Genomic DNA, 26,350 nt, shown 5'->3' with positions numbered 1-26,350 from the left:
CAGGGGATTGATCAGTTCTTCTGGTGGCAAAGAAGGCCCCGTGATAATTTCGCGGATCAGCGAGGGTGCTCGTGCCGACTTCTGGGGGATGGTCGGGGGTGGGGAACGTGGCGGTGCGGTTGGGCGTTGGGGAGAGGGCGCGCTTGCGGATGGCGCTCGTGGACGAGCTGAGTGCGCTGGACTGCGTCCGGGACCCTCGCGAGCGGCTGTTGTTCGGGCAGAGTGTCGGTGGATACCTCGAAAGAGCCATGGATCTGCCCGGCATGAATGCCCGGAACGATACGGTCGCCCTCGTGCAGGCGGTGTTACGGGACCAAGAGGACGTGGAGACCGGCGTGGACGCGCTCCTCTACGCCGTCGAGCTCCACGAGGGCAGTGACGTCGCCGGGCGTGTGCGGGAGCGGGTGCTCCGAGCCTGGGACCCCGAGCCCTCCTCGGCGCTGCCCCTGCTCGGGGTATTCGAGGACAGGGACGTCAAGGCGGCCCGGGCACTGCTCGCCGGGCACACGGGGTTCGATGCGGGCGAGTTGCAAGACCGGCTGAGTCGGGAGCTGCAGCTGGACCTGCCCGGCCAACTCACGCCCGGCCAGCTCTTCGACCACCTGCTCGACCTCAACGCCCAGGCCGGCGGACTGCCGCCCGCCGTGGTCCTGCTGGAGTGCGTCGCCGAGCTGGTGCCGCAGGACAGCGAGCGGCGACGCCGGCTGCGGGAGTGGTGCGAGGCCTGGGCGTCCGGCGCGGGAGCCGGGACCGAGGAGGCGCTGCGCCGGCGGCGCGAGCGGCTGGGCGCCCCGGGCCGGCCGGGCACCACGGGCCCGTCCGACGGGGACGTTCCCCGCTGTCTGATCGTCATGGTGGATCCCGCCCTCGACGGTTCACCCGACATCTACGTGCGGCACTGGGTCAACCGGACGGCCGGCCACTGGGCCCCGGTCTCGGGCGCCCTCGAGCGGGCCACGCCGTCGACCCTGGGCACGTTTGTGGAGCGGGCCGTCCGGCGCGGTGAGGAGCACTGGGCAGACGCGGACCGTGCCGGCCAGGACCCGAGCCCGATCCACATCGAGTTCGTCCTGCCGTACAGCATGCTCAACCACGACGTGGCGGGTCTGGGGCTGCCCGAGGCGGGCGAGGACGAGCCGGTCCCCATAGGGCTGCGCTACTACGTCCACCTGCGCAGCCTGGAGCGGATGCGTACCCGCGACCCGGCCCAGCTGCGCCGCTGGCGGCTGCGCTGGCAGGCCCTGCGGGCGGCCAGCGCAGCCCGCCCGCACTCCTGGACGGGTGCCGATCCGACCACGACGGGGCTGCGCATCTGGCGCAACAAGCTGGTCGCGGACCAGCACCTGACGGCGGTGACGCTCAGCGCCCCCGCCCTGGAGGGGCAGGCACTGGAACCGCTCAAGGCGGCCATCTCCGAGGGCATCGGCGTGGCGCTCTGGGACCGCCGGGACCCCGCGCTGCAGGCGCTGGGCGCCCCGCTCGACATGCTCGTCGGCTACCCCACGACCCAGCTGCCCGGCACCATCCACCGGCTGCGCATGAAGGCCGAGACCGAAATGAACGGAATGCAACTCCCCGGCCGTCATGTGGCGTTCTTCTACGATGACCCGTTTCGGCTCATCGACTGCGAGGAGGTACCGGCGTGACCGAGTACGAGCAGAAGCCGGAGCACGACACCGCCCCGGCCGCCGGCGGCACCACCGGTACCGCGCCGGGCGGATCATGGCGCGTCTTCCACGCGACCGGAGCGGCGCCGGCCGGTGACCCGCCGGCGATCCCGCCCGCCCCGCCCTGGCGGCAGTTCCTGGGCGCGCCCCTCCAGCCCGCCCCCGCCGACGACGACCGTGCCCTGCACCGCCGTCTGGGTGCGCACGACGCCCGGCCCGGACTGCGGGACGAGGAGATCGACACCGTCAACGCCGCGCTACTGCTGCGCCGTCCGCTGCTGGTGTCCGGGCCGCCCGGGGTGGGCAAGTCGACCCTCGCCCATCTGGTCGCCCGCGAACTGGGCCTCGGCCGGGTGCTCCAGTGGAGCATCGTGAGTCGGACCACGCTGCGCGATGGGCTGTACGAGTACGACTCCATCGGCCGGGCCCAGGCCATCGCGGCCTGGCGGGCGGGCGCCGACCGGCCGGCCCCGACCATCCTGGACTCCGGCCCGCCTACGGCCGCCTCGCCCACACCCTCGACACCTGCCGCCCCGCCCGCCGCCGGGCCCCGTCCGGAACCCGCGCCCTACCTGGGCGACTTCGTCACCCTCGGCCCCGTCGGCACCGCCCTGCTCGCCTACCCCCGTCCCCGCGTCCTGCTGATCGACGAGCTCGACAAGAGCGACATCGACCTGCCCAACGACCTGCTCCACGTCCTGGAGAACGGGAGCTACACGGTCCCGGAGCTGATCCGCAGCGCCCTGCCGACGGTCGACGTGTTCACGGACGACCCGGACGGCCGGGCCGAGATCGTCGGTGGCCGGGTCGAGTGCCTGGAGTTCCCGCTCGTGGTGATCACCAGCAACGGCGAACGGGAGTTTCCGGCCGCCTTCCGACGCCGCTGTCTGCCGCTGGAGATGCGCCCGCCCAGCCGCGAACAGCTCGTCTCGATCGTGGTCAGCCACCTGCGGAGCAGGCCAGAAGCGGTGGACGCACTGATCGACGACTTCGAGCGGCGGGTGCGTACCGGGGGCACACAGTCGGTCGACCAGTTGCTCAATGCCGTCCATATGACCACAGCGGGTGGTTTCCAGGCGGACGCCGACGGGCGTAAGCTCATTGAACTGCTGTTGCGCGACCTCGCGAAAGGCCGCTGATGGACGGCACTCCCAGGGAGCGCGCACCCGACGCCCGTACCGGGACGGACGGTCCCTCCGGCGACGGTCCGACCTGGCGGGAGATCGCCGACGGGGTCTGGCTCGCGGCGGCCCGTCGGGCCGCGGCGCCGGCGGCCGGGGAGCAGTGCCCTCCCACGGAAGACGCCCCGGAGGAAGACCCGGAGGACTCGAAGGGCGCACCGGAACTCGACCCGGAGCAGGCCGGTGACGTGACCCCGCCCCCGAGCGCGCCCGGCGGCCCGTCGCAGACCGAGGCGGTACCGGGCGCAAACAGCGCCACCGGATCCCTCGTCACGCTCCCCTCCCCGTTCGACCGTTCGGGCGAGGACGGTCCGGCGAGCCTCCGGGAGACCGAGGCCGACGCCACCCGCGCCGTGCCCGTCCTCCCCGCCACCCGGCGGGCCCGCAGACCGGCGCCGTTACGCCTGGCAAAGGCGCTTCACCTGCTCAGCCGCAGCCTGCCCGCCCGCCACCGCAAGGAGCTGGACGAGGAACGCACCGCCCGGTACGGCATCTCCGACAACCTCTGGGTGCCGTACCTGCGGCCGGCCACCGAGAAGGCGTTCGACCTCGTACTGCTCGTCGACGCGGCACCGACCATGCAGATCTGGCAGCAGCGGATCTCCGCGATCGCGGTGGAGGCGGCCCGCAGCGGCGCGTTCCGGGACGTGCGCACAGCCCGGCTGGAGTTACCCGCGAACGGCAGGGCCCGGCTGCGCTGGCCCGGGGAGGGGACCGGCGATCCGGCGGAAGTCATCGACGCCCGCGGCTCCCGGGTGCACCTGCTCGTCACCGACGGGCTCGCGCACGGCTGGGCCGGACCGGCGGCGGACGACCTGCTGATGCGGTTGGCGCGCAACGGGCCCACGGCACTGGTGAACCTGCTGCCCACCTACCTGTGGCACCGCTCCTCCGCCGCGCCGTACCGCGCGGAGCTGGAGGCGGGCGGTTTCGGCGCGCCGAACACCCGGATCGGCCACGGCCCCGCGTACGAGGACCCCGCCGGGGAGCCGCCCTGGGGGGCGGAGGGCAAGCCCGTCGTCCCCGTGCCCGTGCTGAGCCTGAAACCGGAGTCGTTCACTGCCTGGGCCGAGCTGGTGGCCGGGGATCTCGGCGTGCGCCGGACGCTGCCCTTCCTGCTCGCCGGGACGCTGGCCGACGGCCGGCCGACGCCGGGGCTGCGGCCGCCGCGGACGGACGGACCCGGCTCCGCGGAGGCCGCCGAGGCCGCGGTTCGCCGGTTCTTCTCGCTGGCCACACCGACCGCGCGCCGGCTCGCCACCCATCTTGCCGCCCTGCCCTTCGAGTTCGAGCTGATCGAGGAGCTGCGTGACCGGGCGGTGCCGGAGGCCGGTCCCGGGCACGTGGCCGAGCTGCTGATGGGCGGGCTGATCGACTGGGAAGACCCGGGCTCGGACGGCCGCCCCGACTTCGCCGAGGGCATCAGGGAGGCGCTGCTCGCCACCGGTAGCCGCAGCCAGCTCGCCCGGACCGTGAGCCTGTTCGCCGATCTGCCGAGCGCCCGCGGGCGCGGCGTACGGCTGCGGGCCGCGCTGCAGGACCCCGAACACGCCGCCCTGCCGGAGGCGACGGCCGCCAACCGGCCGTGGCTGCGCGTCGAACTGGCCGTGCTCAAGGCCCTCTCAGGCCCGTACGCCCGGCGCGCCGACCGGGTCCTGGCCTCCGTCGGCGCCGGGCCGGGCGGGGCCGGGCCCGGCAGCGTCGGTACGGACCCCCCTGTCATCACGGCGGGCGGCTCCGGCCCACCCGGCGCACCCGACATTCCGAGAGAGGGCATACCTCCCCAGGAGATCCCCGTCCCCGCGAACGACGACGCGTCCCCTGGAGAACCTGTGCCGACCACCACCGACCCCTCAGACCCCGTAGTCCGGAAGGCTGAACCGATCATGGACACCAAGTCCCAAACCCTCTTCGTCCGCTCCGGCCAGCCGAGGGTCATGGGGAACGTCCCGCCGAAGAACCCCAACTTCACCGGCCGGGAAAGCCTTCTGGCGGCCGTCGAGGAACACCTGCGGTCGGACGAGACGGCCGCGGTGCTCCCGCACGCCCTCCATGGCATGGGGGGCGTCGGCAAGTCACAGCTGGCCATCGAGTACATCTACCGGCACAGTCACGAGTACAACGTCATCTGGTGGATCCCCGCGGAGCGGGAGAACCTCATCCTCGGCGCCCTCGTCGACCTCGCCCGCGCCCTGGACCTGGAGGTCGGCCCGCAGGCCAACACCGCGGTGCCCGCCGTCCGGGAGGCGCTGCGCACCGGACGACCGCACGACAACTGGCTGCTGGTCTTCGACAACGCCGAGGACATCGAGACGGTCCGCGGCTACTTCCCCACCGGCGGCCCCGGCAAGATCATCGTCACCTCCCGCAACCGCGACTGGGAGCGGGTCGCCTCCCCCCTGACCGTCAACGTCTTCGAGCGCGAAGAGAGCATCGCCCTGCTCCAGCGCCGGGCCCGCGACCTCAGCCACGGGGACGCCAACCGCCTCGCCGAGGCCCTGGGCGACCTACCGCTCGCGATCGAACAGGCCGGCGCCTGGCACGCCGCCACCGGCATGCCGGTCAGTCAGTACCTGGACCTGCTGGACCAGCGCCGCCCCGGCATCCTGGAGCTCGACCCGTCGCCGGACTACCCGGTCTCGGTCGCCGCCGCGTGGAACATCTCCCTGGACCAGTTGGCCAACACCAACCCGGCTGCCCGCCAGCTCCTGGAGATCTGCGCCTGCATGGCTCCGGAGCCGATCCCCCTGAGCATCCTGCGCGGCACCCGTAACGTCGACATCACCCCGGAACTGGACCCGGTGCTGCGCGACCCGGTGCTGCTGGCCCGGGCCACCCGCGACCTCAGCAAGCTGTCGCTCATCAAGCTGGACCACAAGAACGGCACTCTGCACATCCACCGTCTGATGCAGGCGGTGCTCGCCGCCGGGCTCGACGAGAGCCGGACCGAGGAGCTGCGGCGCTCGGCACACCTGCTGCTGGCCACCGCCACGCCAGGAGCCCCCAACTCACCCGACCAGTGGCCGGCGTACCAGGCTCTGCTTCCGCACGTGATGGCGAGCGGCGCGGTCCGCACCTCCGACCTGTGGGGCCGCGAACTGATCAAGTCCATGGTGCTCTACCTCTACTACTGGGGCGCGCACGAAACCGGTGTCGAGGTCGCCCAGGAAGCGTGGCAGACGTGGACCGCCCGGTCCGGCGAGGAGGACGCACAGGTCCTGGTGATGGGCAAGCTCCTGGGCTTCCTGCTGCTCCAGACGGGCGGCGTCACGCAGGCTCTGGAGCTGTTCCGCAAGGTGCTGGAGATCTCGCGGCGGGATTCGGTTCCCGAGGAGGACCTGATCGACTCCATGACGCAGATGGCCGGCGCCCTGCGCTACAAGGGAGACTTCTACGCCGCCCGCGCACTGGACGAGGAGGCCGACAGCCGGGCCCGTGACCTGATCGGCCCGGAGGAGCCCGCCACCCTGCTCGCCGCCCACAGTTACGGCGTGACCTTGCGGGCGTGCGGTCAGTTCGCGGCGGCCCGGGAGCTGGACGAGGAGACCGCCCGGCAGTGGGAGATCCTCTACGGCACCGCCAACGGCCTGACGCTGAACACGATGAACGGCCTGGCGATCGACATCCGCGAGAGCGGCGACTACCCGGCCGCCCGGGTCATGCAGGAGGAGACGTACCGGATCTACCGCACGGTCTTCGGCGAGGACAACGCGGCCACCATCCGCGCCGCCCGCAACCTGGCCGTGTGCCGCCGCCGGGACGCCGCTCTCCAGGAGGCCTCGGACCTCACCGAGGAGACCTTGGCGCGGTTCGACCTCCGCTACGGTGCCCAGTACCCGGACACCTTGGCCTGCGCCGCGAACGCCACCGTCGACCGGCGGCTGCGCGGGGACTTCACGGCCTCCCGCGAGCTGGGCCTGCAGACCCTGGAGCGCTACCGGGCGACCCTGGGCCCGCAGCACGCCTTCACCCTCATCACGATGACGAATCTGGCGGCGACACTGCGCGCCCTCGGCGAGGTCGAGAAAGCCGAGGCCCTGGACCTGGAGTCCACCGGCATGTTCCGGGAGACCCTCGGCGAGATGCACTCCTTCACGCTGACCGCCGTCCTGGGGCTGGCGAACAACCACTACGCCAAGCTGGACTTCGACGCGGCCCGCGCGATCGACGAGCAGAACCTGCCGAAGTTCGTCGCCACCTGCGGCCCCGACCACCCACTCACTCTCTCCTGCCGGGCGAACCTGGCACTGGATCTGCGCGGGCTCGGCCGGATCCAGGAGGCCGACGAGCTCAACGCCGACGCCGTGGAGGGCATGACCCGGGTGCTCGGCCCGGACCACCCGTGGCTGGTGGCGGCCCGGCTGCACCAGCGGATCGAGTGCGACATCGCGCCGATTCCCCTCTAGTGCCGCGTCAGGCAACGTTCGCCCCGTCGCGACGCCCGGCACGCACTCTCGCCGCACCGGCCGAAAGCTCAAGTACGTCCAGTACGAGCGCTTGCGGCCGGCACGCCGAGAGCAGGCACCGGACGCCGCTCCTTGACGGGCAAACGTTGCCTGACGCGGCACTAGTGTTCTGCGCCCGAAATCTCAGGGCTAAGTCTGCGCCTGGTTGCTCGGGTCGGATGGGGTGATCTTGGTGAGGTAGTCGGCGAGGGACTTGAGAATCTCGTCGGCGGTCTTCGTCCAGGTAAAGGGTTTCGGGTCCTCGTTCCAGGTCTCGATCCAGGCCCGGATGTCGTCTTCCAGTGCTTTCACCGAGGTGTGGACGCCGCGGCGGATGAGCTTGTCGGTCAGCAGACCGAACCACCGCTCGACCTGGTTGATCCAGGAGGAGCCTGTGGGCGTGAAGTGGACATGGAAGCGGGGGTGCCTGGCCAGCCACGTCTTGATCTCAGAAGTGTTGTGGGTGGCGTAGTTGTCGCAGACCAGGTGCACGTCGAGCTCGTGGGGCACGGCTTTGTCTATGGTGACCAGGAACTTCTTGAACTCGATCGCGCGATGGCGGCGGTGGAGTTCGCTGATGACGGTGCCGTCGGCGATGTTGAAGGCGGCGAAGAGGCTGGTGATGCCGTGCCGCAGGTAGTCGTGGGTGCGTCGTTCGGGCATGCCCGGCATCATCGGCAGCACCGGCTGTGAACGGTCCAGAGCCTGGATCTGGCTCTTCTCATCCACGCATAACACCACTGCCCGTTCCGGCGGGTTGTGATACAAGCCGACGACGTCGACGACCTTGTCGACGAACTGCGGGTCGGTGGACAGCTTGAAGGAATCCTGCAGATGCGGCTTGAGATCGAACCGCTTCCAGATCCGGCCGACCGTCGACTTCGACAGCCCCGTCCGAGCTGCCATCGAGGCCCGCGACCAGTGAGTATCCTTCCCCGGCGTGGACTCCAGCGTCGCCACGATCACGTCTTCGACCTGGTCAAGGAGAATCGAGGGCGGCCGGCCCGGACGGGGCTCATCGACCAGGCCTTCAAGGCGATGGGCGATGAAACGACTGCGCCAGCGGTCGACGGTCGAGGCATCGACACAGAGCTCGACCGCGGCCTGCCTGTTCGTCCCGCCCTCCGCACAACGCAGGACGATCCTCGCCCGCAGAGCCAGAAACTGGGCGGTCTTCGCACGCCGGGCCCACCGGACCAACTGGTTCCGTTCAGCCTCACTCAGAACCAGATCGGCCTTCGGCCTGCCGATTCGGGCGGCATCCTCGAGTCCGGCCATCCCCTCGGCGGCGAACTTCCCGCGCCACTTCCTCACCGTCGCTGCGGTCACACCGACCTTGACCGCCACCTGCGCGTTCGGCACCCCGCCTGCGCACGCCAGCACAATGCGCGCCCGCTCTGCGAACCGCGGCGCCACCGCCCCACTCGCCCAGCGGGACAACTCGGCGTGCTCCTCATTGGACAGGCGGACTTCGACGGCACGAGGACCTGGCGACATGACAACAGGCTACAGACTTAGCCCTGAGATTTCAGGCGCAGAACACTAGTGTCCTGCGCCGGAGATCCGTTGGCAGAAGCGGGCGAGTGAGTCGAGGATCTCTTCGGCTGTCTTGGTCCAGGTGAACGGGGTCGGGTTTTCGTTCCACTGCTTGACCCAGGCTCGGATGTCGGCTTCCAGGGAGCGCACACTCTTGTGGGCGCCACGGCGGATCTTCTGGTCCGCGAGGAAGCCGAACCATCGCTCAACCTGGTTGATCCAGGAGGAGCCGGTGGGTGTGAAGTGCAGGTGGAACCGTGGGTGTTTGGCCAGCCACGTCTTGATGGCCGGGGTTTTGTGGGTGCCGTAGTTGTCGCAGATCAGGTGGACCTGAAGGTGTTCGGGGACCTCTTTGTCAATCTTGATGAGGAACTTCTTGAACTCCGCGGCCCGGTGGCGACGGTGCAGTGAGGTGATGACTTCACCGGTCGCGACGTCGAAGGCCGCGAACAAGGTGGTCAGCCCGTTGCGAACATAGTCGTGAGTGCGGCGCTCGGGCATGCCGGGCATCATCGGCAGCACTGGCTGAGAGCGGTCAAGAGCCTGGATCTGGGACTTCTCGTCCACCGACAGCACCACCGCTCCTTCGGGCGGGTTGAAATACAGCCCCACCACGTCGTAGAGCTTCTCCACGAACAGCGGGTCCGTCGACAGCTTGAACGTGTCGCTCAAATGGGGCTTTAGCTGGAACTTCCGCCAGATCCGGCCCACTGTCGACTTCGACAGGCCACTGCGGGCGGCCATCGATGAACGCGACCAGTGAGTGGCGTTCTTCGGGATCTCCTCCAGCGTGCCGACCACTACCGCCTCCACCTGATCAACGCTGATGGTGGGTGGCCGGCCAGGCCGGGGCTCGTCGACCAGCCCGTCCAGCCGGGCCGCCAGGAACCGGCGACGCCACTTGCGGACCGTGTCGGCCGCGATATGCAACTCCCGTGCCACCACGACAATCGGCGGCACATCAGCACCGGCACACGCCAACACGATGCGGGCCCGCAAGGCCACCGCCTGCGCAGATGACGCCCTGCGGACCCAACGCTCCAACACCACACGCTCATCGGAAGACAACAACAACGGTTCCAACTTCGGACCACGACGTGGCACCGGCACATCCGCAGAAGCAGTCATACATAAACTAACGACGGATCTCCGGCGCAGGACACTAGGCGACCTACGGCGGCGCTCCGTCCTCGCCGTACGGAGTGCCGCCGTCAGGATGTGTACGCCGCGGTGCCGCTCTGCGCCGCGTACGCGGTATCAGAGGGCCTCGGCGGAAGATGCGTCGACCGGGGTGCGCGGTGGTGGCGGAGTGGCCCCGCCCGCGCCCGCTGCGCGCGCCCGCAGGCGGCGTACGACGGCCAGCAGCGGCTCGGTGGCCACCGTGGTCGCCACGGCCATCATCACCAGCGCCGTGTAGAGCCGGCCGCTGATCAGCCCCGCCTGCAGGCCCGCGTTCAGCGCGATCAGCTCGGTCAGACCACGGGTGTTGAGCAAGACGCCCACGGTCCGGGCATCATGCCGGTCCAGGCCCGCGAGCCGGGCGGCAACGGTCCCGCTCACCACCTTGACCGTGATGGCGAGGAGGGTCACGGCGATCACCGCGACCACACCGGTGGAGTCGAGCGCGCCGATCTCGACGCCGCGGCCGGAGACCACGAAGAAGAACGGCAGCAGCAGCATGCCGATGTCGTGCAGCGGCCGGACCAGGTCCGGGTCCAGGGTGCCGCCGTCCTCCCGCGGAGTGACCACGCCGGCGAGCAGCGCGCCGAAGATGACGTGCAGCCCGAGAGCCTGGGTGACCCACGCCGAGGCGAACGCGAAGCCCACCAGGACGGCGAGCCTCACCGAGGGGTCGACCCCCGAGCGCCACACCAGGCGGCGCAGGACCGGTCGGGCGGCGAGCAGCATCACGGCCGTGAACCCGAGCAGCAGCGCCAGCCGCACCGGCCGGGAGAGCCCGCCGTTCACCTCGGTCTCCAGCAGCGTGCCCACCAGGACGGTCCAGCCCATGACGTCGATCAACCCGGCGGCGGCGACGGCGACGATGCCGGGCACCGTCCCGGCCAGGCCGTTCTCGCGGACTATGGCCGTCAGGACGGGCACGGCCGTGATGGACAGCGCCACGCCGAAGAACAGCACCGAGGCCGTGGACATCTCGCGGGGCGCGCCCAGCTCCACCAGCCGGCCGTGGAAGAGAAGCGCGACTGCGCACCCGGCCGTCATCGGCAGCACGAACGCCGCGAGCGAGACCGCCACCACGGTACGGGCCCGGCCCCTGACCACGCCGAGATCGAGTTCGTAGCCGACGGCGAACAGGAAGAGGACCAGGGCGATCTGGGAGAGCCCGGTGAGCACCGGGCCCAGCGCCGGGGGGAACAGGATCCGCGACAGCCCCGGGGAGAGCGCCGCGAGCATGGTCGGGCCGAGGGCGATGCCGGCGATCAACTGCCCGATGATCGTGGGCTGTCCCCACCGCCGGGAGAGCCAGCCCGCGGTGTGGGCGACGATCAGGATGAGCGCGGTGGCGCCGACGAGATGGGTGATCATCGCATCAGTACCCATACGGTCCCCCTCGAGGAGTCCGGCGCCGGGCCGGAACGGCCACGGCGGGTGCACGGCATAACAAAGAGCGCGCACCCGGGGTCGAGGGGCACGATTTCAGAATACTGCCAAGTTGACGCCTCGTTATGTGCCACGATCGCGTTCACGGTGACTGGTTGACGTCCGGGCGGGGGCTTATGACGACGGCATTGTTCATCCACGGCACGGGGGTCCGGGAGCCCGGCTTCTCGGAGCTGTACGGGCGCTTCTCGGCCGGGCTGCGCGCCGTGGCCCCGGCCGTCCACCCGGTCCCGTTCTACTGGGGCGGGGAGTTCGGCGCGACGCTGGCGGGCGGTGGCCTGTCCCTGCCGCAGCCGGGCGGACGCAGCCGCGGCGGCCTCGGCGGGTCGCCCGACGCGGCCCCGGCCGAGGACGCCGACAGCGAGCGCTGGGCCGACCTGTACCGCGATCCGCTCCTCGAACTGGCGCTGGTCGCCGCGGACGGCCCGGCCGCCCCCGGTGAACTGCCCCTCGGCGCCCCGATCCCCGGGGAGCGACCTCAGACGTTGCTGGCCGCCCTCCAGGGGAAGGTGGCCGATGTCGCCGAACGCACCGGTGTGCCGGAGCAGCACCTGTCCGAGGCCGCTCTGGCGCTCAGCCGCAGCCCGCTGCCGGGCCGGGCCGCGAGCCGCCTGCCCGACGACGAGGACCTCGCCCGGCTGCTCGCCCGGGCGGTGGTCGCTGCGGCGCTGGCCGCCGTACTCGCCCAGGACGCGCCCGTCGTCCCCGACGGCGAGGCGCGGGACGCGGCCGTGGCCGCCCTGGCCGAACTCATGGGGGCCCGCCCGGCGGGCTCCGAGCGGGGACTCGGAGCCCTGCTCGCCCGGCCGGCGCTACGGCTCGCCTCACATGCCGCGGTCCGGCGGCGCCGGGCGCTGACCGAGGCCGGCCATCCTGCCGCCGCCGACATCATGCGGTACCTGGCCCGGGGCGGGGCGCTGCGGCGCAGGCTCCGGGGGCTGATCGAGGAGCTGTCGGCGCCGGTGGTCGTGGTCGGGCACAGCCTCGGCGGCATCATCGCCCTGGACACCCTGGTCGCCGCGCCTCTGCCGCACGTGCAACTACTGGTCACGGTCGGGTCCCAGGGGCCGTTCCTCTACGAGAGCGGGGCCCTGCCCGGGCTCGCCCACCCGGAGCCGCTGCCGCGGCACGTGCCCGACTGGCTGAACGTCTACGACCGGCGGGACCTGCTCGGCTACCTCGGGGCGGGGCTGTTCCCCGACCGGGTCACCGATGTCGAGGTCGACAACCGGCAGCCGTTCCCGGCCGCGCACAGCGCCTACTGGACCAATCCGGCCGTCTACCGCGAGATCGCGGCCCGGCTGTCGTGACGGGGACCGCGGCTCCCGCGCCGGAGCGCACCTTCGCAGTGGTCGTGGGCATCGAGCGGTACGCCGCCGGGCCCGACTGGGACCTGCCCGGGCCTGCCGGGGACGCACTGCGCTTCCGCTCCTGGCTGCTGCGTCTCGGCGTACCGGAGCAGAACATCCTGCTCCACCTCAACCCGCTGACCGGCTCGGACGTGCCGTACCGGCCCGCCGACCACGCGACGCTGCGGCAGCTGGTGGTGTCCGGGCTGCACCCGTTGCGGGGCGAGGCGCTGTGGGTGTGGTGGGGCGGGCACGGGGTGCTGGACCGGGCGGAACGGTTGCGGCTGTTCTGCGAGGACGCCACCACCGCCGACAAGCGCAACCTCGATCTGGACTCGATGCGCCGGACCCTGGCGAGCGACGCCTTGCCCGGCTTCGGCCGACAGATCTGGATCGTGGACGCCTGCCAGACGTTCGAGGAGGAGTACGGCTTCCAGCACACGCTGCCCGCCGAGACCCTGCCCGTGGGACGGCGGGTGCAGTCCCACCACCAGACGCTGCTGCTGGCGGCGACCCGGGGGCAGCGGGCCACGAACGATCCCGTGCGCGGCACGGGTCTGTTCTCGGCCAGTGTTCTGGAGGCCCTTGACAGCCGGTGCGGCCCCGTGGGTGGGGGTGCGCGTCAGTGGCCGGATCCGGAGGCACTGTTCGGCGACGTCCAGCAGCGGGTGGAGCGGTTGCGGGCCGAGCGGCGCACCGACCAGTTGCCGATGATGTGGCTCTACGCCCCCCAGCGGTCCGAGCACCCGGCGCCGCCGACCCCCGCGACGGCACCACCGCGGGCCGCGGTGGGGATGGCGAACGCACCCGGTCAGCCCATGGAACGCCTCATCGGCGCCCTGCTCGCCTACCCGATGATGACCGATCCCGAGGAACGGCAGGCGATCATCATGGAGTTGGGCGAGGCCACCCGCACCGTGGAGCGGATGCGCAGGCACACCAAGCCGCGCACCGACCTCATCGGGATCGTCCGCGCCCTGAGCGAGGCGCCCGGAGAGCTGTGGCTGCTCCACGCCGCGGTCACCCTGCTGGACGACGACGAACAGCGGGCCGTGGCCCTCGAGGCTGCCGTCCACGCGTGTGCCGGACCGCGACCCGCCGGGTGAAGGGCCGAGGCATCGTCAGATGGCTTGATCACATGGGCTTTTCGACACGGCCCCCGTTCGTCATCATGGAGGAGACCCCGGCAGCGCCGGTGGCGCGTCCCGCCCGGTCGGTGGGACCGGGGCACTTGAAGGGGGAAGCACGTTGCATGAGCCGGCCAACGCGGACCGTCCCGGTGCGGACCGCGTGGAGCACGTCGAATCCGATCTCGCGGATCTGACCGGGGTGAGCCTCTCCGCCATGCGCGGCGTTCCCGCACGGTTGCGCAGCCGACGGCTGCTCGCGCAGGCGCGCCGTGCACGGAGCAACACCATGGGGCACAGCAATCCGACCGGCGGGGCCAGGGCCGAGTAGATGGCTTCGCGGGAGCACGAGGCGCGGTTACGGATGCCCGGCGCCAGGTTCGACGAACTCGCCTCGGGCGGCGGCTCCGCCGAAGCGGTCGCGTTCCTGGTCCGGGTCGAACGCACCAGGCGCCTGATGCTCCTGGGTGAACTGCTCGACCGGCTGAACGAACTGCCGGGCGCACTGGGTGAACTGGGCCCGGTCGCACCGGTCTGGGAGTTGTTCGCCGAGGCGGCCGAGGTGGAACCGAACGCGTGCGAGACACTGTTGATGAGCCCGCACATGGGCTGCTGGACGGCGCACATGGTGCGCCGTCTCCACGGCACGACGGGCGGCCCGCCCCTGTGGGCGGATGCCGGGCACCTCTGCGCCATCTCGCTGACCGCGCGGATCCTTGCCGGGCTGGATGTCGAACTGGACGTGCCCCTGTGGGACGGCGGCCTGTCCCTGCCCACCCTGGGCCTGGCACGGATCGGCGGTCTTCCGGGCTACGGCACGGCCCGGGCCCGGCTGCGGGGCGGCGATCTGCACCTGACCTCGGATGGCCGCACGATCCTGGTCCGCCCGCTGGACGAGGCCTGGCGCAGCCACTGGACCCCATCGCGCACCTTCGTCGGCACGTCGACCTGGCTGGACGACCTGGACCCCTACCGCGACCTGGACGAACCGGTCACCCCGCAGCCGCTGTCCGAAGCGGAGGCAGAACGCTGGCAACGGCTGTTCACCGAGGCCGCGGCCATCCTGGAGGGGCCCTCGCCGGACGGGCCGGGCAGGCTGCGGGTGGCCGAGGTCCGGCGCATCGTGCCGGCGGACCTCGCCGAGCCCGGCGGGCCGACCCGTACGGCATCGACCGCGCCGGGCCCCGCCCCCACCGACGTACTGGTCAGCGCGACCACGTCGGACGCCTTCGGCTCCATGGTCATCTCCCGCCCGCCCGACGCGCTGGCGCTCGCCGAGGCGATGGTGCACGAGTTCCAGCACAGCAAACTCGGTGCACTGCTCCATCTCTTCCCCCTGCTCCACGATGACGGGGCCGAGATCCACTACGCGCCGTGGCGGCCCGATCCGCGCCACTCCACCGGGCTGCTGCACGGCGCGTACGCCTTCACGGGGGTCACCGGATTCTGGCGTGCCCGTATGACCGACCCGGGGGTGGACCCCCAGATCGCAGGGTTCCACTTCGCGCTGCGCCGCCTGCAGACCCGGCTGATCGTCCGTACGCTGCTGACCCGGGCCCGGCTCACCGCACCCGGCTCCCGGGTGCTGCATGGGCTGGCGGCCACCCTCGACAGCTGGTTGCGCGAGCCCGTGGCACCGCAGACCGCCGAGCGGGCGCGGGCCGCCGCGCTGAGCCACGTCGTCGAGTGGCGGCTGCGGAACCTGCGCTGCGACGAACCCGAACGGACCGCGCTGGCCTCGGCGTTCGGTGCGGGAGGCGCTCCCCCACCGACCGGTGCGCACGAGCCGGTCCTGGCCGGCCCGCCGGGTTTGTGGCACGACCCCCGCGCCCGTCTCTACCGCGATCCGCCGCTCGCACCGGCCGGCGCGGACGGCCACCTCGTCGCCGGGGTCCCGCGCACGGCCCAGGCCCTCTACGCCGAGACCCTGCGCCGGTCCCCCGCGGACCCGCACGCCCTCAGCGGCTGGCTGCTGGCCGAGGCCGTGCTCACCCCGGCCCACCGGCGGCTCCTGAGACGCCCGGAGCGCCTGTCGGCCCTGGCACCGGGCACTCCGGAGGAGCTGCGGAGGGCCGCCGCCTGGCTGGCCGGGGCGTAGGTCCCGGTTTCAGCCGGTGCGCAGGATCCGGAAGCGACAGGGGGTCGCCGGGTGCCGCCTACGGCCACCAAATCTCTGGCTCAGGTCACTAGGCGCTCGTGCGTACCGCTCCGGCCGTGTGCTCGGGTGCCTCGAGCTTCTCGGGTGTCTCGGGCAGGTCGTTGCGTGCCGGCTTGCCGAGGAGCCAGCTCAGCAGCGGACCCGCCATCGCGGTCGTGACCACGGCCATGACGACCATGAGCGAGTAGAGTCCCTTGTCGAGGAAGCCCAGTTGCAGGCCCACGTTCAGGACGATGAGCTCGGTCAGGCCTCGGGTGTTCATCAGCGTGGCGAGGGCAGCGGACTGCCGTACCGGCATCCGGTTCAGCCGGGCGGCCGCGAACGCGCCGATGAACTTGCCGCCGACAGCCACCAGGAGGATCAGCGCCAGGGCGCCCAGCCCGTCCATGTTGAGCCCCGAGAGATCGACCTTGAGGCCGGCGACGAGGAAGAACACCGGCAGCAGCAGCGTGCCGTTCATCTCCCCGAGGCGCTCGTGCACCTGCGACTGGAGCTGCTCGGTGCCGGTGCGCGGGAGGACCACGCCGAAGAGGAACGCGCCGAAGATGTAGTGCAGACCCACCCACTCGGTGGCAGCGGCGGACAGCAGCAGGCCCGCGACGATGCACCCGAACACGGTCGGGGTGAGCCGGAGGCCGGGCCGGCGGGCCACGTAGCGCTGCAGCAGGGGGCGCAGGACGAAGAGCATGCCCAGCAGGTACGGGATCGCGAGCAGAATGCGCCACTCGTCGCCGCCCGCGGCGCCACTGATGGCAACCACGGCGGCGAGCACCGACCATGCGAGGACGTCGTCGATGGAGGCACAGGCCAGAGCCACCACACCCAGTGGGGTGCGCGTCATCTTCCGGTCGGTGAGGATGCGGGCCAGCACCGGGAACGCCGTGATCGACATGGCGATGCCCATGAACAGCATGAACGCCGTCTGGTTGTCGGAGCCGTACTCGTCCATCAAGTAGAGCGCCAGGAGCATGCCGAGGCCGAAGGGCAGCACGATGGAGCTGAACGAGATGCCGACGGCAAGGCTTCCGCTGCCGCGTATCAGCTTGGCGTCCCACTCGAGGCCGACGATGAACATGAAGACCGCGACTCCGACCGCGGCCAGAGCGCTGAGCAGTGGCCGTATGGACACGGGGAAGAGGGCGTCGGAGATGGCGCCGTGGAACAGGGTGGGTCCCAGCGCGATGCCGGCGAGGACCTCACCGATCACCGCCGGCTGTCCGAGCCGCCGGGCCAACGCGCCGAGTACGCGTGCCAGGATCACGATGGCGGCGAGGCCGAGGAGGAGTGATGTGGTCTGATGGGTGTTCATACGGTCCGTCTCCGTAAGGCGGGCTGTCCTTTGACCCGTTGGGGCAGCCTGGGCGGGTGGTCAGGTGCCCGGCGATCGCCTGGTGCGGTCACCGGGGTTGGTCGGGGTACGTGAACCGGGTTGCGGTTCACGGGGCTGCTCAAGAACTGTGTGCCTGCTGCGAAGAGCCGCGGTGTACTTCCGCCGGAGAATGGCTCGAGGGCCAGTGACGCCGGGGCACGCTGCAGACCCCATGTGGCGGGCATGCTCGCGGCGAAGGTGCCGTGAGCGCTCACGGCCGGACGCGTCGCATGCCTCGATGACGCGAGATGGATGACCACTTGCAACGATCCGCGGTACGTCGACAGCGGGCAGTTCGCCGACGGCATCAGCCTCGTCCGCGACTCGCTCCTGATGCACCTCGGGTGCGGTCGGCGCACAGCGCATTTCCGCCGACTGCGGTCATGGCCAAGGACAGACGCGGAGTGCGCACCGGGTGCGGTGCCACTGGAGGGGCAGGCGTTGGTCACCGGCCCAGATCTTCGGGGTCCCGGACGTGACTGCTGCTCGGCGTCTACTCGATCCGGCCGTGGCGGCACCATCACTCATCCGCGCCCCCGGATGCTGCTCTCAGTACGCCGCTGGCATTGCGGATCTCCTCACGCCCCGCCGACCGCCTGGGGAAGGCCGCGCCGGCAGGCATGAGCGGTGCCTCGAAGACACCGCCCTCGGTGAACCCGCCGTCCACGGCTCCTGGAACGACGCCCTGGCGTACTGCGCCTGGTCCGGCACCCGCCTGCCCACCGGGGCCGATGGGAGCACGCGGTCCGCGATTACGGGCTCTTCCGCGTGGTCGCGGACAGCAGCCCGGCCCACCGGGCGGACACGGCAGTCTTGGCAGCGGTTTCGACAGGGGCAAGAGATTGCCGTGGCGACCTGCTCGGCGTGCTGTCGCAGCACTCGTTGCGCGTCTGGCCCGGAACTGCGTGGGTTCCGGGCCAGCGCTGCGGGCAGCGTCAGCCCATGGAGGAGAAGACCCTCTTGAAGAGGTCTCCATCCTCATCCGCGTCGTCTCCGGGCATGGCTGCCCCGTCGGCGTGATCGGCGTGCTCGGCGTGATCGGCGTGATCGGCCTGCTCGGCTCGCTCGGCGTGCTCGAAGGCCACGGCGACAGCCTTGATGTCGCCGACCTTCTCGCCCGGGCCGGCGGCTACGACCGGCTCACCGCTGCACGTGGCGTTGTCGAAGAGCAGGGCGACCATGTCGGAGTCGTTGGCAATCTCCTGGACGGCGCCGTCGGTGACCGCCAGCTTGTGGCACTTGCCCTCGGTCAAGTCGCTGATCTGCGCGAGCTGGCTCTCTCCGTCCTTGAGGAAGACATAGTTAAAAGCCTGGCCGTCGTCGGCGAACGCCTGGGCGCCGGCGGGGAGAGTGAGCGCGAGGGCTCCGACGAGGGCGACGGCTGTGGTGCGAAGACGCATGGGGATTCCATTCTTCCGTGTTGTGGATGCCGGTCGGCCGACACCCATGCGGAGCGTAGAAGTACCCCTTGCCCGAGAACGGGACCTGGCGATGGCGCGGTCGGAGGTTCACCCGAGTTGCCCTGGCACATGCCACCTGCGGCCTCGATACCATGCTGCTCCGAGCGCTCCCAGATCCGGCGCAGGGTGAGCAGGGTGCTCGAACTCCAATACGAGACGACCCGCGACCGGGAATCCCTCGACCGGGCCATCGCACTGAGTCGAGAAGTGGTCGAGGAGTGGTCGAGGAGTGCAGCCCGGCAGACCGGCAGGCGGCTGCCTATCGCCTCGGCGCGCTGCTCCTGGACCGGCGCAACATCGGAGACACGGCGGCTGCCGTCACCCTGCTCGGCGAGGGGGCCGACCTCGACCCAGGCGGCAGCGAGGTCCATCAGCACATCGTCTACCGGCTGCGCCTCGGAGCAGGACGCCCGGCGCGCGACGGCGACCCTGCGATCGGCCTGCAGGACCGCGGTCGAACAGGGCTTCCCGCTCCCACGAGGGGCCCTCATCTGGGCCCAGTGGGCCGGTGACCGCGCTGCCTGGGCGGAAGCGGCCGAGGCTGCCGAACTCGGACTGACCCACCGTGAGACCCCCGTACGCACGCAGCTCGTGCGGGGCCGCGGCGGGCTCGGCCGCGACCCGTTCCGCTCCGGCCACCCGGGCGAGCAGGGCGAGGGCCTCGGCGGGGCCGAGGACATCGAGTTCGATGCGGTGCGCACCCGTCAGTGCGGGGAGCCTGCTGCGGGAGGTGACCAGGACGGCGCAGGATGCGGCGCCCGGTAACAGCGGGCGGACCTGCGCCTCGGAGGCGGCATCGTCCAGTACGAGCAGCATTCGGCGGCCCGTAAGGGTGGGCGGTACAGGTCCACGCGCTCGTGCAGGCTGTCGGGGACCGGTCGGCCAAGGGCGCGCAGGAACCGGGCGAGCACCTCTTCGGGGTTGGCGGGGGCGGAGGCGCCGCTCAGGTCCGCGTAGAGGTGGCCGTCGGGGTACGCCTCGGCCGACCGGTGTGCGGCTTCGACGGCGAGGGCCGACTTGCCCGCCCCGCCGGTACCGGAGACGACGCAGACGGGCAGGGCGGTACGGGTGGAGGCAGTGTCCCCGCCCGCGCCGACGAGGTGGCGCAGCAGCTCCGCGAGAGGCCGGGCGCGGGCCGTGAAGTCCGCGGTGGCCGGAGGGAGGAGGGCCGGCACGGGCACCGCCATCGGACCGCTGGCACCGCGCTCGCCGCCCGCTTCGCCTTGCGCTTCGGGGACGCAAGCGGCGGCCGGCGCCGACACTTGGCCGGTGGGGTCGCCGCCCGCCCGGAGGATCGACACGTGCAGAGCCTGCAAGTCCGGACCGGGCTCGACGCCGAGCTCGTCGGCGAGCGCTTGGCGGCCCTGCGCGAACACCTCGAGGGCCTCGGCATGACGGCCGGCCCGGTACAGAGCCTGCATGAGGCGTCTCCTGGCGCGCTCGCGGGTCGGGTGGGCGGCGACGAGTGCGCTCAGCTCGGCGAGATCGACCGGTGTGCCCGCGCAGAGCTGTGCCTGAGCCCGCTGCTCCCTCACGGACAGGTGTTCCTCGTCCAGGCCGGCGGCAGCGACGGCGAGGGCCCCGCCGATCCCTCCCAGCGCCGGCCCACGCCACAAGTCGAGGCCTTGGGTGAACAGCGCGGCGGCCTCTGCGTGTCGGCCGTCCGCGGCCGCTGCGCCCCCTGGTCGGCCAGCTCCGCGAAGCGGTCCCGGTCCGTCCCGGCGGACGCCACCCGGATCCGATACCCGGCCGGCTTGGTCTCGATCACATCGCCGAGGGCGCGGCGTAGTACCCACACGTACGTCTGGACGAGGGTCCTCGCGCTGTCGGGAGGGAAGTCGCCCCACACCCTGTCGATCAGCGTCTCGGCCGACACCACCTGCCCGCGCTCGAGCAGCAGTGCTGCGAGCAGTGCCCGCGGCTTCCTGCCCTCGATGGTCAATCGTCGCTCGTCGCGCCATGCCTCGACGGGTCCCAGCAGCCGGAACTCGGTCATCGGCAGGTCCCCCCGGACAGTGCGCCCACCCCTGTCGTCAATGCGGTGATCAAGATAGCCGAGGGGGCCCGGGGCGGACAGGGCCGAATCCGGACCGCGTTGGGGCATGGCCACGGCCGCCGCAGCATCGGCCTCGCAGCCGCTCGGTCCGGTGAAGCGCACGGACCGGCTTCTGGTGGATCACCGGGCAGGGTCAGTGGTGGCGCCGGCCACAGGACTCGGTGTCGACGGTATGAACGCGGTCAACGCGCGGCGTCGCGGCGATAGGTTGGGGCCGTGATCGATTTCCTCGCCGACGCCCCGGTCCCCGGCAGCTTGGACGCCGTGTGGCACGCGGGCTGGCCGTCCCCCAAGCACGATCCCGCCCCCGAGATCCAGGTCCACGCGTACACCGAGAACACGGTGATCCTGCGCCAGAACAAGTCCGTGCACTACGAGGCGCCGTTCCTCTTCCTCCTCTTCGGGAACGAGCGGGCGCTGCTGATCGACACCGGCGCCACCGCCGACTCCGGCCACTTCCCCCTGCGCGCGACCGTCGACGCCCTGATCGAGGACTGGCTGATGCGCAATCCCCGCGCACGGTACGCGCTGACGGTCGCTCATACCCACGGGCACGGCGACCACATCGCGGGCGACGGCCAGTTCACCGACAGACCGGAGACCACGATCGTCGGCCCGGGGCTGGACGAGGTCACGGTCCACTTCGGACTCGACGACTGGCCGCACCACACCGCCGAGCTCGACCTGGGCGGGCGCGTCCTCGACCTCATCCCCGGGCCCGGCCACCAGGCCGCCGCTCTGGTCTTCCACGACCGGCACACGGGTCTGCTGCTGACCGGCGACTCGCTCTACCCCGGGCGGCTCTACGTGGAGGACCGGGCGGCCTACGCCGAGACGGTGGACCGGCTCGTGGACTTCTGCGCGACCCGCCCGATCACCCACGTCCTCGGCTGCCACATCGAGATGACCACGAAACCGGACACCGACTACCCGCGGGGTACCACGTACCAGCCGGACGAGCCTCCGCTCCAGCTCGCCACCACCCACCTGCACGCCCTGCGGCGCGCCCTCGCGGAGACGGCGGGACAGCCGGGCTCCCATCCCCGCGGCTCGTTCGTCGTCGTGTACCGGGACTGACCTGCGGACAGACCGCACCGACCTACCGCGCGGCCGAACGGCCCGTCTTACCGTGCGCGAGCCGGCGGTGCAGGGCGGGGCCGCCGGCCGTGACCACGGCGAACAGGCACACCCCGGTGATCAGGGCGGGGTCGGCGAACCACAAGCCGAAGATCCAGTCGGCCAAGAGGGCCACCCCGACGAGGAGGACCTTCCCGGCCAGCAGGCCGTAGAACAGGACCCGGTCGAGCGGGGTGCGCCCGAACCGCGCCAGCCGGGGGCCGACCAGCTGTCCGGCCGTGCTGACGCACAGCACCAGCACGAGCACGCGCAGTGCATGTTCCCAGGCGGGCGTGTTCCCGCCGAGAGCCCAGACGGCGGCGTAGGCCGCCCGCGCACGCAGGCGCCGGGGGGCGAGCGGCGCCGCGGCGGGCCCGGGGACGCGGTGCGTCCCCGGCGGGGCCGCGCGCGTCACGGCGGGTTCCGAGGAACATGCGCGGGCGCTGTCGATGGACATGGTCGGCCCTTCGCTGCAGATCGAACAGGACGACCCCGAGCGCCCCGCAAAACAACTTGCACTCTGAGTGTCATATCTTCCGGTGGGGCCGTCAAGCCTCGGCTCCGGGAGCCCGGCCGGCGCCACGAGGGCGGCGCGCGGTCACACCCCGGCGCGCGGTCGGCGATGTGGTGCAAGGTCCAGCGGGCGGTGACCGTCGGGTTGGGCACCTCGGACAGGCACAAGGCCGGGAGGGCAAGCGGGCAGCAGCTCCCGGCTGAGGGCGGGAGCCGGATCTTGCGGTTCGACGACGGACGGTGTGGCTCTCTTTGGAGAAGGCTCGGCGACGGTGCTGGGCATATCGACCAGGGGGAACCCACATGCGTACTCACCATGTTCGTGGAGTCGCGGCAGCTGTTGCCGTGGCCGGTTTGGTTGCCGACCTCGCTCTCGCGACCGGCATGGCCCAGGCCGATTCCACGACGTCGGCTCCGATGCCGAGCCCCACATGCTCGCCGGCCCCGACGCGCGCGCCGGTTCTGATGTCGAGCCCCACGGGGGTACCTACGACTTCCGCGCGCCTGACAGTGAAGTAGAGCGGGCGCAGCCCCGGGCGAGTGCGCCCGGGGTGTTCTCCGTTGCCTCACGGGCGCACCGATGTCTCACGCCTTACAACCTTGGGAGCGATTGAGTTCGGGGCGTGCTGGCCTGGCGGGTTGGCTGGTGGGTAATCAGCAGGCGGCCTGCCGGGCGAGCACCAGTTCGGTGCTCGCCTTGCGGCGGGTCGCTCGCCGGGCGGAACGGTCAGAGACCAGGGTGGCGATCGCGAGGTGGGTCTCGGCGTAGGTCTCGCGGCGGCCGGTGAACCGCTGCAGGGGCCGCCACTGCTTGTACTCGGCATTGGTGTGCTCCACGCAGATCCGCGCGGAGGACTGGCGGCGTCTCTGCTCGCGCCAGGCGTGGTGCTCGCCCAGCGGCGCGTCGTCCTTTGGTTTCTTCGGCGGGGCGCTGACCTGGCCGGGGAACTCGTTGGCCAGGCCCCGGTAGCCCTCGTCGACCTCGGCCTTGACCTTGGGGTGCCGGTGGAACTGCTCGGCGATGCCCTCGGTGCGCACGGCGGTCTGGTCGTGCATGCGGCCCGGCCGGACCACACCGCTGAACAGGGTGCGACCCTGCGGGTCACTGAACGTGGTGGTCTTGATCGTGTTCTGCTTCTTCTTGCCGGAGACGAACGCCTTGCGGCCGGGGCGGTGGGCGCGGGGGCGGCGGACCTGCACTTCGGTGCCGTCGATGCGCAGGTCAACGCCCTCCGCGCCGGCGTAGGCGAACAGGCCCTCCAGCGTGCGCAGCCGTACCCCCGGCCGGTCCGGGACGGCGAAGCCGCGGGTCGCCAGCAGGGGGCGGACCTCGCGGATGGCTCCGGAGACGGTGGAGCGGTCCACTGCGTACAACTCGGCCAGAGCGGCGTGCGGGATCCCAAGCCGCAGGTGGACCAGCGTGACCAGGAGCCGGTCGACGAAGACCAGGCGCTGCTTGGGCCCGGCGCCGACCCCCCGCCTCCGGTCTCCGCCACGCCGCTCGTGTAGCGCCGACTCCCGCGCGGCCTGCCACCGGGGCGCGAGTTCTTTGAGTAACTCGCCGAAGTGTGCGCGCGAGACCCCGGACAGGGCGGGATGGGAACAGGCCGCACGGGCCCAGGTAAACCTCACAACTCACTCAACCCATACGGCCGTTCTCATGTTACGGGCCAGTGCCACAGCACTCTTGATCGTTTACTAAGTGGAGCCTAAGCTCCTGTGCCCATGGAGATGGGGGAACCGGACCGCGGTCGGCGGGCATGGCGCGACGGGCTGGTCAGGCGTCGTACAGCCGTGGCTCTGCTGGCCGGGGCCGCCGGGCTGGTCGTTCTAGGCACGGTGTTCGTCCTACTGCCCGGTGTGGTGGTCGACCACGATCTCGCCGGGGCGAGCGTCGCCGCACAGGATCGACTGAAGGCGGTGAATGATGTCCGTACGACGCTTCTGCAGGTGGTCGGCGGCCTGGTCGTGCTCTTTGGCGCGTATGCCACCTGGCGGCAACTGCGGGTGAGTCAGGACGGTTTGCGCGCCACCCAGGAGGGCTACGTCACCGACCGATTCAGCCGGGCCGTCGACCAGCTCGGCAGCGACAAGCTGGATGTGCGCATCGGCGGGTTGCACGCGCTGTGGCGGATCGCGGAGCAGTCCGCCCGCGACCGGGAGGCCATCATCTCCATCCAGGCCGCGTATCTGCGTACGCACCTGCCCTGGCCACCCGCCGGGCCGGAATCACCGGCGGCAGACGTGCCCATCAACGACATCACCCCCCTGGAGACTCGCGCCGCCGACGCCCAGGTGGCGCTGACCGCGCTCGGCGTGCTGTGCCAGCACCGGGAGCAGTCCTGGGTCAATCTCAGCATCACCGACTTGCGCCGGGCCGACTGCGACGGCCTCTGGTTCCCCGAGGTCAACTTCGACCGCGCTTGCCTGGAGGCCGCGGGCCTATACCACGCCAATCTGACCCAGGCGTCCCTGGTCTCGGTCAACCTGCGGCACGCCGACCTCACGACTGCGATTCTCCGGCGGGCTCGCTGCATTCTGGCCGACCTACGGGGCGCGAAGCTGGTCGAAACCGACTTGCGCGACGCCGACTTCACTGAGACCGACCTGCGCGAGGCAAACCTGCGCAAGGCCGTCGCCCACGGCGCGGTCTTCCAACGCGCCGATCTCCGCATGGCCGACTTGCGCGGCACCGACTTGAGCACCGCCAACCTTGTCGAAGCGCGCCTGACCGGCGCCGTGGCCAGCGAGCACACCCGCTGGCCCGCCGACTTCGACCACACGGCCGCCGGAGTCGTCGACACCGATGACCCCGGCCCTGAGCCCTCGCCCCTACTCCAGCCCCCGGGGATGACGTGGCGGGCGGCGCCGCTGCGGTCCACTCCCTGACCAAGACGCGCCGGTCAAAACAGCAGCGACCGCGATCCGCCGGACGGCACCACTCCTCCTTAGCGGCGTCCTGATCGCGCAGGGGCCCAGACCGCCAGGCAGATCCGGAGCTGGTATCGCTCCCAAGGTCGTTAGCGTGCGGCACGCAGCCGTCGGGTCCCAGGGGGCTCGGTCGCACCCTGCTCGCGCACGGGACCTGCGAAACCGAAACCGGTGCACAGGCGTCTGGACGGGTAGTACTCGGACCCGGGGGTGCGGGGGCTTGCGCGTTGCGCAAGCCGGTCGTGCACCGGGCCCCGCGCCCCGCTTCCGAACCGAAACAGGTCTCATGCCGCCCTCTTCTACTCTGTGGATCCTTTCCCTCGCCTTCGCCCTGCCGGGGGCCGTGCTCGGTGCGGTGTCCTGCCACAAGGTCCGGGAGACCCGGCGTCTGCTGCGCGACGGCGTGCGGGCCCAGGGGGTGGTGATCCGCCTCGAGGCGATGCGGATGGAGGGCGCGGGCTCGGGCGACTCGATCACGATCCGGAGCACCGGGACCACGGCGTACGCGCCGGTCGTCGCCTGGACCACGGCGGACGGCCGGGCCATGGAGACCAGCTCGAACGTGGCCCGCCCGCTCAACAGGACTCCTGCCGTCGGAACCCGGGTCGAGGTCCGCTACGACCCCGCGAATCCCTCCCGGTGGATCCTTCCGGCCGGAGGCAACGGCCTGTGGTGGGTCTTCGTCGGAGTCGGCGCGCTCTTCACGGTGATCGGGCTCGGGTTCGGCGTCGGGGCGCTGTACGCGTAGGTGCCCTGATGCCCAGTCAGGGCTGTCCGGGAGGAACGCCGGGCGAGTGCCCTGTGCCGCACGGCTGACCTC

General features: G+C 71.4%; 20 protein-coding genes. 11 read left to right on the top strand and 9 right to left on the bottom strand.

Annotation, left to right across the window (positions count from 1 at the left end; all coding sequences use genetic code 11):
* The first annotated feature begins 149 nt into the window (after positions 1-149).
* From OG299_RS38170 to fxsT, 3 genes are read left to right on the top strand one after another with little or no spacing between them, the layout of a single operon-like run.
* A complete protein-coding gene (locus OG299_RS38170) occupies positions 150-1,646 on the top strand; it encodes a VMAP-C domain-containing protein (protein ID WP_327364675.1) in 1,497 nt (498 codons plus the stop codon).
* Positions 1,643-2,806: an AAA family ATPase gene (locus tag OG299_RS38165; RefSeq protein WP_327364105.1), complete on the top strand. Its 1,164-nt coding sequence runs from the start codon at positions 1,643-1,645 to the stop codon at positions 2,804-2,806. The genes OG299_RS38170 and OG299_RS38165 overlap by 4 nt, the downstream gene beginning before the upstream one ends.
* Positions 2,806-7,254 (top strand): FxSxx-COOH system tetratricopeptide repeat protein, encoded by a 4,449-nt coding sequence (gene fxsT, locus OG299_RS38160; RefSeq protein ID WP_327364104.1) that lies wholly within the window; start codon positions 2,806-2,808, stop codon positions 7,252-7,254. Before OG299_RS38165 ends, fxsT begins: the two co-directional genes overlap by 1 nt.
* Before the next feature lie 189 nt (positions 7,255-7,443).
* On the opposite strand, the gene OG299_RS38155 is transcribed toward fxsT, so the two are convergent.
* From OG299_RS38155 to OG299_RS38145, 3 genes are all read right to left on the bottom strand, one after another.
* On the bottom strand, positions 7,444-8,790 hold the full coding sequence (locus OG299_RS38155; RefSeq protein ID WP_327360012.1) for an IS630 family transposase: 1,347 nt from the start codon (positions 8,788-8,790) through the stop codon (positions 7,444-7,446).
* 45 nt (positions 8,791-8,835) lie between these two features.
* A complete protein-coding gene (locus OG299_RS38150) occupies positions 8,836-9,957 on the bottom strand; it encodes an IS630 family transposase (protein WP_327280728.1) in 1,122 nt (373 codons plus the stop codon).
* A gap of 129 nt (positions 9,958-10,086) precedes the next feature.
* Positions 10,087-11,391: a cation:proton antiporter gene (locus OG299_RS38145; protein ID WP_327364103.1), complete on the bottom strand. Its 1,305-nt coding sequence runs from the start codon at positions 11,389-11,391 to the stop codon at positions 10,087-10,089.
* 176 nt (positions 11,392-11,567) lie between these two features.
* On the opposite strand from OG299_RS38145, the gene OG299_RS38140 reads away from it, so the two are divergent.
* From OG299_RS38140 to OG299_RS38125, 4 genes are all read left to right on the top strand, one after another.
* A complete protein-coding gene (locus tag OG299_RS38140) occupies positions 11,568-12,761 on the top strand; it encodes an alpha/beta hydrolase family protein (protein ID WP_327364102.1) in 1,194 nt (397 codons plus the stop codon).
* Entirely contained in the window at positions 12,758-13,906 is a 1,149-nt protein-coding gene (locus OG299_RS38135) for an effector-associated domain 2-containing protein (protein WP_327364101.1), read from the top strand. Before OG299_RS38140 ends, OG299_RS38135 begins: the two co-directional genes overlap by 4 nt.
* A 142-nt stretch (positions 13,907-14,048) precedes the next feature.
* On the top strand, positions 14,049-14,258 hold the full coding sequence (locus OG299_RS38130; protein ID WP_266636876.1) for an aldo/keto reductase: 210 nt from the start codon (positions 14,049-14,051) through the stop codon (positions 14,256-14,258).
* Positions 14,259-14,291: 33 nt separating this feature from the next.
* Positions 14,292-16,025 carry an HEXXH motif domain-containing protein gene (locus OG299_RS38125; protein ID WP_327364100.1) on the top strand — a complete coding sequence of 578 codons (1,734 nt, stop codon included), beginning with the start codon at positions 14,292-14,294 and terminating at the stop codon, positions 16,023-16,025.
* Positions 16,026-16,113: 88 nt separating this feature from the next.
* Here the strand turns inward: OG299_RS38125 and OG299_RS38120 are convergent, their stop codons facing one another.
* Positions 16,114-17,394: a cation:proton antiporter domain-containing protein gene (locus OG299_RS38120; protein ID WP_266636880.1), complete on the bottom strand. Its 1,281-nt coding sequence runs from the start codon at positions 17,392-17,394 to the stop codon at positions 16,114-16,116.
* 475 nt (positions 17,395-17,869) lie between these two features.
* On the opposite strand from OG299_RS38120, the gene OG299_RS38115 reads away from it, so the two are divergent.
* Positions 17,870-18,418 carry an SUMF1/EgtB/PvdO family nonheme iron enzyme gene (locus OG299_RS38115; protein WP_327364099.1) on the top strand — a complete coding sequence of 183 codons (549 nt, stop codon included), beginning with the start codon at positions 17,870-17,872 and terminating at the stop codon, positions 18,416-18,418.
* On the opposite strand, the gene OG299_RS38110 is transcribed toward OG299_RS38115, so the two are convergent.
* The 3 genes from OG299_RS38110 to OG299_RS38100 all read right to left on the bottom strand — a co-directional run bounded on the left by OG299_RS38110 (position 18,390) and on the right by OG299_RS38100 (position 20,910).
* Positions 18,390-18,854: a hypothetical protein gene (locus OG299_RS38110; protein WP_327364098.1), complete on the bottom strand. Its 465-nt coding sequence runs from the start codon at positions 18,852-18,854 to the stop codon at positions 18,390-18,392. The genes OG299_RS38115 and OG299_RS38110 overlap by 29 nt on opposite strands.
* Before the next feature lie 764 nt (positions 18,855-19,618).
* The gene (locus tag OG299_RS38105) at positions 19,619-20,551 is read right to left on the bottom strand and encodes a BTAD domain-containing putative transcriptional regulator (RefSeq protein ID WP_327364674.1); all 933 of its coding nucleotides are present in this window, start codon (positions 20,549-20,551) and stop codon (positions 19,619-19,621) included.
* A complete protein-coding gene (locus OG299_RS38100; RefSeq protein WP_327364097.1) occupies positions 20,446-20,910 on the bottom strand; it encodes an AfsR/SARP family transcriptional regulator in 465 nt (154 codons plus the stop codon). The genes OG299_RS38105 and OG299_RS38100 overlap by 106 nt, the downstream gene beginning before the upstream one ends.
* A gap of 276 nt (positions 20,911-21,186) precedes the next feature.
* On the opposite strand from OG299_RS38100, the gene OG299_RS38095 reads away from it, so the two are divergent.
* Positions 21,187-22,047 carry an MBL fold metallo-hydrolase gene (locus tag OG299_RS38095; RefSeq protein ID WP_327364096.1) on the top strand — a complete coding sequence of 287 codons (861 nt, stop codon included), beginning with the start codon at positions 21,187-21,189 and terminating at the stop codon, positions 22,045-22,047.
* 22 nt (positions 22,048-22,069) lie between these two features.
* On the opposite strand, the gene OG299_RS38090 is transcribed toward OG299_RS38095, so the two are convergent.
* Both OG299_RS38090 and OG299_RS38085 read right to left on the bottom strand, forming a co-directional pair.
* Positions 22,070-22,543 carry a hypothetical protein gene (locus OG299_RS38090; protein ID WP_327364095.1) on the bottom strand — a complete coding sequence of 158 codons (474 nt, stop codon included), beginning with the start codon at positions 22,541-22,543 and terminating at the stop codon, positions 22,070-22,072.
* A 710-nt stretch (positions 22,544-23,253) separates the two neighbouring features.
* Positions 23,254-24,231: a transposase family protein gene (locus OG299_RS38085; RefSeq protein WP_327364094.1), complete on the bottom strand. Its 978-nt coding sequence runs from the start codon at positions 24,229-24,231 to the stop codon at positions 23,254-23,256.
* A 168-nt stretch (positions 24,232-24,399) separates the two neighbouring features.
* Between OG299_RS38085 and OG299_RS38080 the strand changes: the two genes are divergently transcribed.
* Entirely contained in the window at positions 24,400-25,488 is a 1,089-nt protein-coding gene (locus OG299_RS38080) for a pentapeptide repeat-containing protein (RefSeq protein WP_442817608.1), read from the top strand.
* A 328-nt stretch (positions 25,489-25,816) separates the two neighbouring features.
* Positions 25,817-26,278 (top strand): DUF3592 domain-containing protein, encoded by a 462-nt coding sequence (locus OG299_RS38075; RefSeq protein ID WP_266636894.1) that lies wholly within the window; start codon positions 25,817-25,819, stop codon positions 26,276-26,278.
* Positions 26,279-26,350 lie beyond the last annotated feature (72 nt).

The organism is Streptomyces sp. NBC_01296 (assembly GCF_035984415.1).
Lineage (GTDB): Bacteria > Actinomycetota > Actinomycetes > Streptomycetales > Streptomycetaceae > Streptomyces.
This window is presented reverse-complemented; position numbering and strand designations above follow the sequence as displayed.